The sequence below is a fragment of the Streptomyces albidochromogenes genome, assembly GCF_005981925.1.
GTDB lineage: Bacteria > Actinomycetota > Actinomycetes > Streptomycetales > Streptomycetaceae > Streptomyces > Streptomyces albidochromogenes.
The window spans coordinates 1-12740 of the sequence record NZ_VBVX01000196.1 but is presented as its reverse complement, the minus strand read 5'-3'; the positions used below and the strand labels follow the sequence as shown (position 1 = coordinate 12740).

General features: G+C 72.4%; 9 protein-coding genes. 6 read left to right on the top strand and 3 right to left on the bottom strand.

Features of this window, described 5'->3' with window-relative positions; all coding sequences use genetic code 11:
• Positions 1–31: 31 nt before the first annotated feature.
• A complete protein-coding gene (locus E2E34_RS22940; protein ID WP_138903807.1) occupies positions 32–820 on the bottom strand; it encodes a sugar phosphate isomerase/epimerase family protein in 789 nt (262 codons plus the stop codon).
• Between the two features lie 320 nt (positions 821–1140).
• On the opposite strand from E2E34_RS22940, the gene E2E34_RS22930 reads away from it, so the two are divergent.
• Positions 1141–1974 carry an ABC transporter substrate-binding protein gene (locus tag E2E34_RS22930; protein WP_138903806.1) on the top strand — a complete coding sequence of 278 codons (834 nt, stop codon included), beginning with the start codon at positions 1141–1143 and terminating at the stop codon, positions 1972–1974.
• 69 nt (positions 1975–2043) lie between these two features.
• On the opposite strand, the gene E2E34_RS22925 is transcribed toward E2E34_RS22930, so the two are convergent.
• Positions 2044–3120 carry a LacI family DNA-binding transcriptional regulator gene (locus E2E34_RS22925; protein WP_138903805.1) on the bottom strand — a complete coding sequence of 359 codons (1077 nt, stop codon included), beginning with the start codon at positions 3118–3120 and terminating at the stop codon, positions 2044–2046.
• Between the two features lie 94 nt (positions 3121–3214).
• Here E2E34_RS22925 and E2E34_RS22920 point away from each other — a divergent pair, with 94 nt between their 5' ends.
• From E2E34_RS22920 to E2E34_RS22900, 5 genes are all read left to right on the top strand, one after another.
• Complete coding sequence (locus tag E2E34_RS22920; protein ID WP_138903804.1) at positions 3215–4366, top strand: Gfo/Idh/MocA family protein; 1152 nt, start codon at positions 3215–3217, stop codon at positions 4364–4366.
• A complete protein-coding gene (locus tag E2E34_RS22915; RefSeq protein WP_138903803.1) occupies positions 4363–5508 on the top strand; it encodes a dihydrodipicolinate synthase family protein in 1146 nt (381 codons plus the stop codon). The genes E2E34_RS22920 and E2E34_RS22915 overlap by 4 nt, the downstream gene beginning before the upstream one ends.
• Positions 5505–6326, top strand: a complete 822-nt coding sequence (locus E2E34_RS22910) for a sugar phosphate isomerase/epimerase family protein (protein ID WP_138903802.1) — start codon at positions 5505–5507, stop codon at positions 6324–6326. The genes E2E34_RS22915 and E2E34_RS22910 overlap by 4 nt, the downstream gene beginning before the upstream one ends.
• Before the next feature lie 268 nt (positions 6327–6594).
• Positions 6595–8862 carry an SF1B family DNA helicase RecD2 gene (gene recD2, locus E2E34_RS22905; protein WP_138903801.1) on the top strand — a complete coding sequence of 756 codons (2268 nt, stop codon included), beginning with the start codon at positions 6595–6597 and terminating at the stop codon, positions 8860–8862.
• 196 nt (positions 8863–9058) lie between these two features.
• Entirely contained in the window at positions 9059–10348 is a 1290-nt protein-coding gene (locus E2E34_RS22900) for a citrate synthase (protein ID WP_138903800.1), read from the top strand.
• 331 nt (positions 10349–10679) lie between these two features.
• On the opposite strand, the gene E2E34_RS22895 is transcribed toward E2E34_RS22900, so the two are convergent.
• A partial coding sequence (locus E2E34_RS22895) for a copper-translocating P-type ATPase (protein ID WP_138903799.1) occupies positions 10680–12740 on the bottom strand: 2061 nt, incomplete at its 5' end.

Here is a 12740-nt window from a genome sequence, read left to right as displayed (position 1 = left end):
CAGCGGGGGCAGGGGCGGTCCTCCTGGCGGGCTACCGGCCGGTGCGGGCGTGTTCCAGGTACTCGCGGCCCGCGGCCAGCATGCCCGGCAGGTCCGCCGCGTCCGGGTACCAGCGCTTCTCGTACTCCCAGCACACCCACGCGTCGTCGTCGAGCAGCCGCACGCACTCCTCCAGCGGCAGCACCCCCGCGCCCAGCGCCAGCGGAGTGGTGTCGTCGGCCGACGCGATGTCCTTGACCTGGGTGTATCCCAGGTGCGGCGCCAGCACGGCGTGCGCGGCCGCCGGGGTCTCGCCGCCCAGCCAGGTGTGCATCACGTCCCACAGCGCACCCACGTTCTTGTGCCCCACCGGCCCCAGGACACGTGCGGCCGCCGCGCCGGTGCGGTGCGAGTCGTGCGTCTCCAGCAGGATGCGCACGCCCATGTCCGCCGCCGTCTCCGCCGCCAGCCCCAGACGCCGGGCCGCGGCCGCGTCCGCCTCCTCCTGGTCCTGCTCGTCACCACCGCCCGGGAAGACCCGGACGTACGGCGCGCCCAGGTCGCGTGCCAGGGCCAGCAGACCGCGCAGCTCCTGGTGTACGGGCCCGTCCTCGCCCGGGGCCGCCACCTGCGCGTACCCCGCCACCGCCAGGATCCGGACGCCGGCGGCGTCGAAGCGCTCAACCACGTCCGCCCGCTCCTCCGCGCCGATCGCGGGGTGGACCGGCTCCTCGGGGTGCGCGCGGAGCTCCACGCCGTCGTATCCCGTCGAGTTCGCCAGCCGTACGACATCGCGCAGCGGCATGCCCGGCACCCCGAGGGTGGAGAAGGCGTACTTCACTGTGATGCTCCTTCCTTGAGGGAGAGCCGCCAGTCCTGGCACCAGGTCCGCTCCGTACGAGCGGTGCGGCTTCTCGGTGACGAGCCTGAAACCGGCGCGCCGGCACATCCGCGCGCCGGCGCCGGCACATCATTCGTCCACAGCACGACTTCCCGGTGGCCCGCCCCGTAAGCGAAATCGGGCACCGTACGGACCAGCGGGTCACCCGGACCGAGGCCGCGCGCCGGCCCGGCGTCCGGCGACGGCAGGGGCGCCGGCCGGCCGCGTCCGTACGCGATGTGCGGGGCGTACGGCAGGACGCGGCGGGGCAGGACTCGGCCATGACAGCAGACGCGATATGGCAGTTCACCGACGACCGGGGACAGGTGTCGTCGGCCCCCCGGTGGCCCACCCGGGTCGTCGCCTACATGCAGGCCGGGGCGGCCCTCTGGGACCACGGGTTACTTCCGCTGGGCGTCTTCGGCTCGTTCCACGACGGTGCCGCCCCCGACCGCGCCAAGTCCGGCCGCCTCCCCCTGGGAGAGGTCACGTCCTTCGGTGCGGGCGCCTCCTTCGACCCCGACCGCCTCCTGTCGGCGGGCGCGGACCTCGTGGTGGCCGTCAGCTACGGGGGCGGGCAGGTGTACGGGATCGAGCCGGACGCCGCCAAGCGCCTGGAGGAGCGGCTGCCGGTCGTCGTACTGGACGTCGGGCAGGACCGTTCGCTCGACGAGATCCGTGGACGCTTCGCCGCACTGGCGGCCTCCCTCGGCGGCGCCGAGCCCCCGGTCGCGCTGGACGCCGCGCGCGAGCGGCTGCGTACGGTCGCGACGGGCGACGCCCGGGTCCTGGCCCTCTCCCCGGCGGACGCCGACCGGGTCCACCTCGCCCGCCCCGGGTCCTGGCCCGACCTGCGCGCGCTGACCGGGCTGGGCGTGCGCATGGTCGAGCCGCCCGCCGGGGGCGGCGCCAACTGGGCGACCGTCGCCTGGTCACAAGCGGCGCCGCTCGCCCCGCACCTCGTCCTGGCCGACGCCCGGGCCCACGCGGCCCCCCTCGACACGACCCGCCTCGGCGCCGCGCGGGTGATCCCCTGGAACCCGGAACTCCCGGCCAGCAGCGCCGCGCACGCCCGCTTCTTCGGCACGGTGGCGGAGGCGCTGGCGGACCTGTGAGCGGCGGCAGGGGGTGGTGCCCGCGGTCCGGACACCGCCCCCGGAGCCGCCCGTTCGCGTGACGCGGCCTCAGCCCCGGGCCGCCGCCGTGGAGCCCCGCACCACCAGGTCCGCCGGGACCGTGGCGATGCCCCCGGCCGGCGCCGCCTCACGCCCCATCGCCAGCCGTCCCGCCCGCGCCCCCGCCTCGTGCAGCGGCAGCCGTACGGTCGTCAGGGCCGGCATCGCGTCCGCCGAGAACGGGAGGTCGTCGAAGCCCGCCACCGACACGTCGTCGGGGATGCTCCGGCCCAGCTCCCGCAGCGCCGCGCACGCCCCCAGCGCCACCGTGTCGTTCGCCGCGACGACCGCCGTCAGGGCCGGCTCCCGGCGCAGCAGTTCCAGCGTCGCGTCGTATCCCGACCGGCGGTCGTACGGCCCGTGCACGGTGAGGGCGACCACCGTCCGGCCGAGCCCGGCCGCCTCCATGGCGTCCCGGTGGCCCTCCAGCCGGTGCCGGGTGGTCGTGCGCTCCACGGGGCCGGCGACGTACGCGATCCGGCGGTGGCCGAGTGTCAGCAGGTGCTCGGTGAGCCGCCGCGCCCCGCCCCGGTTGTCGAACGCCAGCGCCGCCGCCACGGCCTCCCCGCCGCCCGGGAACTCCAGCGGCGGACGGCCGCACAGCACCACCCGCGCACCCCCGTCCGCCAGCTTCCCGAGCTTCGCCGCGACCGCCGCCGAGTGCTCGGGGTCCTCGATCGCGCCCCCGGTCAGGATCACCGCCGCGGCGCGCTGGCGCTGGAGCAGCGTCAGGTAGGTGAGTTCCCGCTCCGGGGAGCCGCCCGTGTTGCAGACGATCGCGAGCTTCTCGCCGCCCGCCCGTCCCGCGCCCGCCCCCTCGGGGCCGCCTATCTGCGACTGGGCCGCCCCGGCCATGATCCCGAAGAAGGGGTCGGCGATGTCGTTGACCAGGATCCCGACGAGGTCGGAGGTCGCCGCGGCGAGCGCGCTCGCCTGCCCGTTCAGCACGTAGTCGAGGTCGTCGACGGCGCGCAGGACCCGCTCCCGGGTGGTGGCGGCGACCGGGTAGTTGCCGTTGAGCACACGGGAGACGGTGGCAGGCGACACCTGGGCGCGGGCCGCCACGTCCGCCAAGGTCACTGTCATCTGGTCGTCCTCCGGGTCTTGTACGCGCCGCTGTCCGCAGGCTAGCTTCATAGCGCATAGAAAGCGCTTACTACGGCCGTACGGAGGAACTTTCGTGACACGCAGGACAGTGCGCATCGCCATGAACGGCGTCACGGGCCGGATGGGGTACCGCCAGCACCTCGTCCGCTCGGTCCTCGCCCTCCGCGAGCAGGGCGGCCTGCACCTCGGTGACGGCACGGTGCTGTGGCCGGAGCCTGTCCTGGTCGGCCGCCGCGAGCACGCGCTCCGGGAGATCGCCGGACGGCACGGACTCACCGAGTGGTCCACGGACCTCGACGCCGTGCTGGCCGACGAGACGATCGACGTGTACTTCGACGCACAGGTCACGTCAGCCCGCGAGGAGGCCCTCGGGAAGGCCGTCGCGGCGGGCAAGCACGTCTACACGGAGAAGCCCTCGGCCACCAGCCTCGACGCCGCCCTCGGGCTGGCCCGCCTCGCCCGGGACGCGGGGGTCAAGCACGGCGTCGTACAGGACAAGATCTTCCTGCCGGGCCTGCTCAAGCTGAAGCGCCTGGTCGACGGCGGCTTCTTCGGCGAGATCCTTTCCGTACGGGGCGAGTTCGGCTACTGGGTGTTCGAGGGCGACTGGCAGGACGCGCAGCGGCCCTCCTGGAACTACCGGGCACAGGACGGCGGCGGCATCGTCGTGGACATGTTCCCGCACTGGGAGTACGTGCTGCACGAGCTGTTCGGCCGCGTCATCAGCGTCCAGGCGCACGTCACCACGCACATCCCGCAGCGCTGGGACGAGCACGGCAAGCCGTACGCCGCCACCGCCGACGACGCGGCGTACGGCATCTTCCAGCTGGAGGGCGGCGCGGTGGCGCAGATCAACTCGTCCTGGGCGGTGCGCGTCCACCGCGACGAACTCGTCGAGTTCCAGGTGGACGGAACGCACGGCTCCGCCGTCGCGGGCCTGCGCGGCTGCCGCACGCAGCACCGGACCGCGACCCCGAAGCCGGTGTGGAACCCGGATCTGCCGGTCACGCATTCCTTCCGCGACCAGTGGCAGGAGGTCCCCGACAACGCGGACTTCGACAACGGCTTCAAGGCCCAGTGGGAGCTGTTCCTGCGGCACGTGGCGCTCGACGAGCCGTACAGCTGGGACCTGCTCGCCGGGGCGCGCGGCGTCCAGCTCGCGGAGCTCGGCCTCAAGTCGTCCGCCGAGGGCCGCCGTTACGACGTACCGGAGCTGTCGCTGTGACGATCAGGCTCCCGCACGGCACGTACGAGCCCCGCGCCGTACCGCTCGCGCTCGCCCCGCACGGGGCCGCCCTCACGTCCCGCACGGTGTACTCGGCCGCGCACGTGGTGGCCGACCCGTACGCCGACGTGTCGCCGGACGGCCCGGCGGCCGTCGACTGGGACGCCACGCTCGCCTTCCGCCGTCACCTGTGGTCGCACGGCCTGGGCGTGGCGGAGGCGATGGACACCGCCCAGCGCGGCATGGGGCTCGACTGGTCCGGCGCGGCCGAACTGATCCGCCGCTCGGCCGCCGAGGCGAAGGCGGCCGGCGGGACGATCGTGTGCGGCGCCGGCACCGACCAGCTGCCGCCAGGCCCGGCCACCCTGGCGCAGGTCACCGCCGCGTACGAGGAACAGCTCGCCCTGGTCGAGTCGACCGGCTCCCGCGGCGTCCTCATGGCGTCACGGGCGCTGGCGGCGGCCGCCCGGGGCCCCGAGGACTACCTGGCGGTGTACGGGCACCTGCTGCGCCAGGCGTCCCGGCCGGTGATCCTGCACTGGCTGGGCCCGATGTTCGACCCGGCGCTCGACGGCTACTGGGGCAGTACGGACCTGGACGCCGCCACGGAGACTCTCCTGGAGGTCGTCGCCGCGCACCCCGACAGCGTGGACGGCGTCAAGGTCTCGCTCCTGGACGCCCGGCGCGAGATCGCGCTGCGCCGCCGTCTGCCGCGGGGCGTGCGGTGCTACACGGGCGACGACTTCCACTACCCCGAGCTGATCGCGGGCGACGACCACGGCTTCAGCCACGCCCTGCTGGGAATCCTCGACCCGCTGGGACCGCTCGCGGCCGAAGCGGTCCGCGTCCTCGACACGGGTGACAGGCAGGGCTTCCGTGCCCTGCTCGACCCGACGGTCGAGCTGTCCCGCCACCTCTTCGAGCCGCCCACCCGCTTCTACAAGACGGGCGTGGTCCTCCTCGCCTGGCTCGCGGGCCACCAGGCCCACTTCACGATGATCGGCGGCCTCCAGTCGGCCCGCTCGCTGCCGCACCTGGCGCGGGCGTACGAACTGGCCGACCGCCTGGGCCTCTTCCCCGACCCGCTCCGTGCCGAAGCCCGGATGAAGACCTTCCTCGCCCTGCACGGAGTGGACCAGTGAGCGACCTGTCCAGACTCAGCGTCAACCAGGAGACCATCAGGCAGTGGTCGTTGCCCGAACTCGCCGAGGGGTGCGTCACGGCGGGCGTGCCCGGCGTGGGGCTGTGGCGCGCGCCCGTCCAGGAGTACGGCGTCGAGCGCGCCGCGCGGCTGATGCGCGACGCCGGTCTGGCCGTCACCAGCCTGTGCCGGGGCGGGTTCCTGACCGGCGACGACCGTGCGCCGGCCCTGGCCGACAACCGCCGGGCCGTCGACGAGGCCGCTGCCCTGGGCACCGCCACGCTGGTCCTGGTCTCGGGCGGCCTGCCGCCCGGCAGCCGGGACCTCCACGGGGCGCGTGAGCGCGTCGCCGAGGCGCTGGCCGAGCTGGCGCCGTACGCCGCCGACCGGGGGGTGCGGCTGGCGATCGAACCGCTGCACCCGATGTTCGCCTCGGACCGCTGCGTGGTGTCGACCCTCGGCCAGGCCCTCGACCTGGCCGAGCGCTTCCCGGCGGAGCGGGTGGGCGTGGTCGTCGACACGTACCACCTGTGGTGGGACGACCGCCTCGCCGGCGACATCGCCCGCGCGGGCAGTCGCATCGCCGCCTTCCAACTGGCGGACTGGATCACCCCGCTGCCCGCCGGCGTACTGCTGGGCCGCGGGCAGTTGGGGGACGGCGTGGTCGACTTCCGCCGCCTGTGGGACCTGGTGGAGGCGGCGGGCTACGGGGGGCCGGTCGAAGTGGAGATCTTCAACGAGGAACTGTGGTCGCGCGACGGCGCGGACGTGCTGGCGGAGGTGGCGGACCGGTACGTCGGCCACGTCCTTCCGGCGTGACCCCGCATGATCGAAATGCTCTGTTTGTGATCAGTCTTCGATCACCCGCGGGCATCTTGTGTCCTCGTCAAATAAATCCACTTCTCCGTGCAACCGTTGCCGGGGTTCGCGGGTCCTACTTGGCATCAGGGCTTCTGGGTGGGGATCCGGGGGGATTCAAGGAGGCCTGTACGGAGGGGGATCTGAGGGGCCCGGTCGACGGACCGGGCCTCCTTGGTTTTCTCCGGAGCCGGGCCGCGGTGTCGGACCCTGGCGGTAGCGTCGGATCATGTCCAGTCCCACAGGTGTTCCAGCGCCGGCCCCGGCGGTGATCGAAGGCGTCCTGGAGCGGATCACCTACGCCAACGAGGAGAACGGCTACACGGTCGCCCGCGTCGACACCGGCCGCGGCGGCGACCTCCTCACCGTCGTCGGATCACTGCTCGGCGCGCAGCCCGGCGAGTCGCTGCGCATGGAGGGCCGCTGGGGCTCCCACGCCCAGTACGGCAGGCAGTTCACCGTGGAGAACTACACCACCGTGCTGCCCGCCACGATCCAGGGCATCCGCCGGTACCTCGGCTCCGGGCTGATCAAGGGCATCGGGCCGGTCATGGCCGACCGGATCACCACGCACTTCGGGGTCGACACCCTGGACGTGATCGAGAGCGCCCCGAAGCGGCTGATCGAGGTGCCGGGGCTCGGCCCCAAGCGGACGAAGATGATCGCGGCGGCCTGGGAGGAACAGAAGGCGATCAAGGAGGTCATGATCTTCCTCCAGGGCGTGGGCGTCTCCACGTCCATCGCGGTGCGCATCTACAAGAAGTACGGCGACTCCTCGATCGCGGTGGTCAAGAACGAGCCGTACCGCCTGGCCGCCGACGTCTGGGGCATCGGCTTCCTCACCGCCGACAAGATCGCCCAGTCCGTCGGCATTCCGCACGACAGCCCGGAGCGCGTCAAGGCCGGCCTCCAGTACGCGCTGTCGCAGTCCACCGACCAGGGCCACTGCTACCTCCCGGAGGAGCAGCTGATCAGCGACGCCGTGAAGCTGCTCCAGGTGGACACCGGCCTGGTCATCGACTGCCTGGCCGAACTGGCCGACGAGGAGGGCGTCGTACGGGAGAAGGTGCCGTCGGCGGAGGGCGGCCAAGGAGACCCCGTCACGGCCGTCTACCTCGTCCCCTTCCACCGGGCCGAGGTGTCCCTGGCCGCGCAGACCCAGCGGCTCCTGCGCACCCCGGAGGACCGGATGCCGGCGTTCCGGGACGTCGCCTGGGACAAGGCGCTGGCCTGGCTCGCGGGCCGTACGGGCGCCGAGCTGGCGCCCGAGCAGCAGGCGGCGGTCAGGCTGGCGCTGACCGAGAAGGTCGCCGTGCTGACCGGCGGGCCCGGCTGCGGCAAGTCCTTCACCGTCCGCTCCATCGTGGAGCTGGCCCGCGCCAAGAAGGCCAAGGTCGTGCTGGCCGCCCCCACCGGGCGCGCGGCCAAGCGCCTGGCCGAGCTCACCGGCGCCGAGGCGTCCACCGTGCACCGGCTCCTGGAGCTGAAGCCGGGCGGCGACGCGGCGTACGACAGGGACCGGCCGCTGGACGCCGACCTGGTCGTCGTCGACGAGGCGTCCATGCTCGACCTGCTGCTGGCCAACAAGCTGGTCAAGGCCGTGGCGCCGGGCGCGCACCTGCTCCTGGTCGGCGACGTCGACCAGCTGCCCTCGGTGGGCGCGGGGGAGGTGCTGCGCGACCTCCTGGCGGACGGCGGACCGGTGCCCTCCGTCCGCCTCACGCGGATCTTCCGCCAGGCCCAGCAGTCGGGCGTGGTGACCAACGCGCACCGCATCAACTCCGGGGTCCACCCCATCACGCAGGGCCTGCCGGACTTCTTCCACTTCGTCGAGGAGGAGACCGAGGACGCCGGACGGGTCACGGTCGACGTGGCCGCGCGGCGCATCCCCGCGAAGTTCGGGCTCGACCCGAGGCGCGACGTCCAGGTGCTGGCCCCCATGCACCGCGGCCCGGCCGGAGCCGGGGCGCTCAACGGGCTGCTCCAGCAGGCGGTCACGCCCGCCCGGCCCGACCTGCCGGAGAAGAGGTTCGGCGGCAGGGTGTTCCGCGTCGGAGACAAGGTGACCCAGATTCGCAACAATTACGAGAAGGGACAGAACGGGGTCTTCAACGGCACCGTCGGCGTGGTCACCTCGCTCAGCCCGGACGACCAGCGCCTGACTGTGCTGACCGACGAGGACGAGGAGGTTCCGTACGACTTCGACGAGCTGGACGAGCTGGCGCACGCGTACGCCGTCACGATCCACCGCTCGCAGGGCAGCGAGTACCCGGCAGTGGTGATCCCCGTCACCACCGGGGCCTGGATGATGCTCCAGCGCAATCTGCTCTACACGGCGGTCACCCGGGCCAAGAAACTGGTCGTGCTCGTCGGCTCCCGCAAGGCCATCGGCCAGGCCGTGCGGACGGTCTCGGCGGGCAGGCGGTGCACGGCGCTGGATCACCGGCTCGCGGGGCGGATCGAGAGAAGCCACCCCGCAGAGCGAACCGCCCCATAGGGGGACTGTTCATGGCAAACGTCTCGCCCGACTTCCAGAACCGGGGGTAAGGGGGCAGGATGAGCAGGTTGGCGGCACTGAGTGCCGCGAATGGGCCTAATGGCCGACCCCGAGTGCACTCTGCTGAGCCAAATGGGGGATGGTAGAGACAGTCAGGGCACCTCGAAGAAGAGGCACTACGTCGGTGAGGGATGACGTGAGCGACAACTCTGTAGTACTGCGGTACGGCGATGACGAGTACACCTACCCGGTGATCGACAGCACCGTCGGCGACAAGGGCTTCGACATCGGGAAGCTCCGGGCTCAGACCGGTCTGGTGACTCTCGACAGCGGATACGGCAACACGGCTGCCTATAAATCCGCGATCACCTACCTCGACGGTGAGCAGGGCATCCTGCGCTACCGCGGATATCCCATCGAGCAGCTGGCCGACGGTTCCACCTTCGTCGAGGTGGCGTACCTGCTGATCAACGGTGAGCTTCCCAAGGTCGACGAGCTCGCCGCCTTCCGGAACGAGATCACCCAGCACACGCTGCTGCACGAGGACGTCAAGCGGTTCTTCGACGGCTTCCCGCGTGACGCGCACCCGATGGCCATGCTGTCGTCGGTGGTCAGCGCGCTGTCGACGTTCTACCAGGACAGCCACAACCCGTTCGACGAGAAGCAGCGTCACCTTTCGACGATCCGCCTCCTCGCCAAGCTTCCGACCATCGCGGCGTACGCGTACAAGAAGTCGATCGGCCACCCCTTCGTCTACCCGAGCAACGACCTCGGGTACGTCGAGAACTTCCTGCGCATGACCTTCTCGGTCCCCGCGCAGGAGTACGTGCCGGACCCGGTCGTGGTCGCGGCGCTGGAGAAGCTGCTGATCCTGCACGCGGACCACGAGCAGAACTGTTCGACCTCCACCGTGCGCCTGGTCGGCTCCTCGCAGGCGAACATGTTCGCCTCGATCTCCGCCGGCATCAGCGCCCTGTGGGGCCCGCTGCACGGTGGCGCCAACCAGTCGGTGCTGGAGATGCTGGAAGGCATCCAGGCCGACGGCGGCGACGTCGACAACTTCATCCGCAAGGTGAAGAACAAGGAAGACGGCGTGAAGCTCATGGGCTTCGGGCACCGCGTCTACAAGAACTTCGACCCCCGGGCGAAGATCATCAAGGCCGCGGCGCACGACGTTCTCTCCGCCCTGGGCAAGGACGACGAGCTGCTCGACATCGCGCTGAAGCTCGAAGAGCACGCGCTGGCCGACGACTACTTCGTGGAGCGCAAGCTCTACCCGAACGTCGACTTCTACACCGGCCTGATCTACCGGGCCATGGGCTTCCCGACCGAGATGTTCACGGTGCTCTTCGCGCTGGGCCGTCTGCCGGGCTGGATCGCCCAGTGGCACGAGATGATCAAGGAGCCCGGTTCCCGCATCGGCCGCCCGCGCCAGATCTACACGGGCGAGGTCCTGCGCGACTTCGTGCCGGTCGAGGGCCGCTGACACCCGCAGAGCCGCACCGCGTCACCCGCTGAAAAGCGGAAAGCGCCCCGCTGCCGATCCCCCCACGGGTCGGCGAGGCGGGGCGCTTCCCTTTCCCCGGAGCGGATTCCCCCCACGGGATCCGGCCGGGCGTCTGGTGCGCACAGAAGCTCCACACGCGGTCTGCCGGGACGCGTACGTACGGGAGGGCCGCTCATAGCTCCCCGGTGCACGTGCCCCGGCCAACGCTTGCCCGGAATGTCCCCCAAGACATATCCGCGAACGTCCCCCAAGACGTTCTTGGCATCGCCCACTTAGACTCGCGAGCCGGCCGAATGGTTACCCTCAAATCTCAGTGACGTCGGTCACTTTGTGTGCGTCCTGTGAAGGTACGCAGCCTGAGGCTGTTTGTCACTACGAACACCGAGGAAAACGCCATCGCGAATCCGGCGATCATGGGGTTGAGCAGCCCGGCGGCCGCCACCGGCAGGGCGGCCACGTTGTAGCCGAAGGCCCAGAACAGGTTGCCCCTGATGGTGCCCAGCGTCCGGCGCGACAGCAGGACCGCGTCCGCCGCCACCCTGAGATCTCCACGGACGAGGGTCAGATCGCCCGCCTCGATGGCGGCGTCCGCCCCCGTGCCCATCGCCAGACCCAGATCCGCCGCGGCCAGCGCCGCGGCGTCGTTCACGCCGTCGCCGACCATCGCCACGCCGCGGCCCCGGGCCCGCAGCCGCCGCACGACGTCCGCCTTGTCCTCCGGCAGGACCTCGGCGTACACGTCGTCCGGCGCGATCCCCACCGCGCGCGCCACCGATTCGGCCACCGCCCAGTTGTCGCCGGTCAGCAGGACCGGAGTGAGGCCGAGCCCGCGCAGCAGGGCCACCGCCTCGGCGCTGGTCTCCTTCACGGCGTCCGCCACCCCCAGTACGCCGCGCGCCGCGCCGTCCCAGGCCACGAGCACCGCCGTACGCCCCTCGGCCTCGGCGTCGGCCCGGGCCCCGGCCAGCGCGGGCGGCAGCTCGACCCCGGCTCCGGCGAGCAGCGCCTCCCGCCCGACGAGCACCACGTGGCCGTCGACGACGCCGCGCACCCCGAGCCCCGGAAGGCTCTCGAACCCGTCCACGGCGGGCAGCGGACCGGTCCGCCCGGCGGCGCCCGCCGCGACGGCCCGCGCGACCGGGTGCTCCGAGGCGTGCTCCACCGCCCCCGCGAGACGCAGGAGCAGCGCCTCGTCGGTGCCCGGCGCCGCGCGCACCTCCTGGAGCTCCATCCGCCCCGTCGTGACGGTCCCGGTCTTGTCGAGTACGACGGTGTCCACGCGACGGGTCGACTCCAGCACCTCCGGCCCCTTGATCAGGATGCCGAGCTGGGCGCCGCGCCCCGTGCCCACCATGAGCGCGGTCGGCGTGGCCAGGCCCAGCGCGCACGGACACGCGATGATCAGCACCGCGACGGCCGCCGTGAAGGAGGCGGTCGGGTCGTCCGTGACCAGCAGCCAGGCGACGAGCGTGCCGAGTGCGAGGAGCAGCACCACCGGCACGAAGACCGCCGAGACGCGGTCCGCCAGGCGCTGCACCGCCGCCTTGCCGTTCTGCGCGTCCTCCACGAGGCGGGCCATGCGGGCGAGCCGGGTGTCGGAGCCGACCCGGGTCGCCTCGACGACGATCCGGCCGAAGGTGTTCACGGTGGCGCCCGTGACGCTGTCCCCGGTGGCCACGTCCACCGGTACGGACTCGCCGGTCAGCATGGACGCGTCGACCGCCGAGCTGCCACCGACGACGGTGCCGTCGGTGGCGATCTTCTCCCCGGGCCGTACGACGAAGTGGTCACCGACACCGAGGTCGTCGACCGGGACGCGCACCTCCGCGCCGCCGCGCAGCACGGTGACATCCTTCGCGCCCAGCTCCATCAGGGCGCGCAGCGCGGAACCCGCCTTCCGCTTGGCCTTCGCCTCCAGGTAGCGGCCGAGGAGGATGAACGTGACGACACCCGCCGCGACTTCGAGGTACACGGCCGAAGCGCCGCCGGTGCGCTGCGACGCGGTGAACTCGAAACCGTGGCGCATACCGGGCGCGCCCGCGTGCCCGAGGAACAGGGCCCACAGCGACCAGCCGAAGGCGGCGAGCGTGCCGACCGAGACCAGGGTGTCCATGGTGGCCGCGCCGTGGCGGACGTTGGTCCAGGCGGCCCGGTGGAACGGGAGCCCGCCCCAGACGACCACCGGCGCGGCGAGGGTCAGCGACAGCCACTGCCAGTTGTCGAACTGGAGCGGGGGAACCATCGCCAGGACGACGACGGGCACGGCGAGCGTGAGCGAGACCAGGAGGCGCTGCCGCAGCGAGGCCAGCTCCGGGTCGTCGTCCCGCCGCCGCTCGGCCGCCGACCGCTCCGGCGCCGGGGCGGGGGAGGG

Coding starts and splice junctions, on each gene's coding strand:
- E2E34_RS22930 (WP_138903806.1), top strand. CDS start 1,141: ATGACAGCAGACGCGATATGGCAGTTCACCGACGACCGGGGACAGGTG.
- E2E34_RS22925 (WP_138903805.1), bottom strand. CDS start 3,120: ATGACAGTGACCTTGGCGGACGTGGCGGCCCGCGCCCAGGTGTCGCCT.
- recD2 (WP_138903801.1), top strand. CDS start 6,595: ATGTCCAGTCCCACAGGTGTTCCAGCGCCGGCCCCGGCGGTGATCGAA.